General features: G+C 69.9%; 1 pseudogene. It reads left to right on the top strand.

Features of this window, described 5'->3' with window-relative positions:
* Positions 1–538 (top strand): annotated as a pseudogene (locus ACFPWW_RS18100) (exopolysaccharide biosynthesis protein); the annotation flags it as partial.

Genomic DNA, 538 nt, shown 5'->3' with positions numbered 1-538 from the left:
CAAGGCGATCGTCGCACTGAGCGACCGGCAGACGAAGATCGCGCAAGACCGCACCGACATCACGGATACGATTGCCGCGCTGGAAGCCGCCCGCGACCCTTCCCTGGCCGCGCAGAACAAATCCATCCCCGACAGCATCGGCGTGATGCAGGCCGACCTTCGCGCCCAGCAGCAGGACCTTGCCCGTCTTCTCGACATCTATGGCAACGATGCCCCCGCCGTGGTCGACCTGCGAGCCCGGATCGACACGTCCCGCGCCGATCTCGGCGCCGCGATCGAGCGCTACCTGCAGTCCCTGCGCGCCAGGCTGACCGCCCTTGACGACGAGGACCGGACGGTCCGCTCCGCACTGACGGCCGCCTACGAACAGCGCTCCCGTTCGGCACTGGCGCAGACCGAGCTGGTGCGGCTGCAGCGCATTGCCGACAAGGAGCAGGCCGCCCTCGACAAGCTCGAGGAACAGCGCCGCGGCCTGGCCGGGCAGGCCATGCTGCCGGGCGCCGAACTGGAGGTCCTGTCACCGGCGGCCGTGCCGCTC

The sequence above is a fragment of the Rhizobium sp. GCM10022189 genome, from assembly GCF_042656325.1.
GTDB lineage: Bacteria > Pseudomonadota > Alphaproteobacteria > Rhizobiales > Rhizobiaceae > Rhizobium.
The sequence above is the reverse complement of the archived record's forward strand: the minus strand, read 5'-3'. Positions and strand labels throughout refer to the sequence as shown.